The organism is Oleiphilus sp. HI0067, from assembly GCF_001635735.1.
In genome coordinates this window covers 1-860 of sequence record NZ_LWFI01001546.1, presented here as the reverse complement: position 1 = coordinate 860, position 860 = coordinate 1, and the positions used below count along the sequence as shown (strand labels likewise).

Sequence of the window (860 nt, the reverse complement as noted above, 5' to 3'; positions counted from 1 at the left end):
TCGAGCTCAAGCCAGGTTAAATATTCGGCCCACAGCTCTTTTAACCCGTCTGAAAATGTTGCGAATTTCGCTGGGCCATCGACGAGAAAAGGAATCAGCCTTCCACTTGTTGCTTCAACATACCGTGGAATGCTATCTGGACCGTATTTCGACTCTAAAAATTGATAGAACTTTACGCCGTAGCTATAGCTTTTGTTGAACGGCCAATCCCTAGTGCTTTGTTGAATTTTGCCTAAGGGTAAGAGACCTGATTCGACTTCGGTTCGCATCACCATATCGTAGTAGGCGCTTTGTCCTCTTCCCACGTTTTTATCTAAAGATGTTTCTGCGTAAGTAGCTAGGCCTTCTTTAAAAAAGGTAGATAAAAATATGTTTGGGAAAGAAAAGATATTCCGTCCGAATATGTAACGCGGGTAACTCGCCGCATCACGTGTTTTATCGAGATGGATAATATGGGTCATCTCGTGCAGGATCAGTAAGTCTAACCAGTTATCGTAGTCTTGAAGCTCGCTAACACCAGAGGGCAATGCGAGAAATAATACGCTTCGGTTATAAGGGAAAGGCGTTGCGTAACCATTCGCTGAGCTACTTTGATCGCTTAATACGATTTCGACTTTGTCGAAGGGTGTCCAAGATAAATAGTCACTAAGTTGAGGCAGTACATTATCCGCAGACGCAAGAGCATGCAGGGCTTCTTTCTCTCTAGTTTTTGGGTAAGTAACCTTAGAGTATTGCCCTTCAATCGTTTGCCAGTCACGCGTGATTGAGAAGTGCTCAAATGCGGAGATAGAGGCGCTAAAAATAAGCGCTAAACAAGCGGCGAAAATACGCATGATTGGCGGCGAGTCCTTTTATTATGG

At 44.1% G+C, this 860-nt stretch carries 1 protein-coding gene; it reads right to left on the bottom strand.

Annotated elements, in window-relative coordinates; translation table 11 throughout:
* The coding region (locus A3739_RS25295; RefSeq protein WP_197472567.1) for a hypothetical protein at nt 1-833 on the bottom strand (833 nt) is incomplete at its 3' end.
* Nucleotides 834-860: the final 27 nt, after the last annotated feature.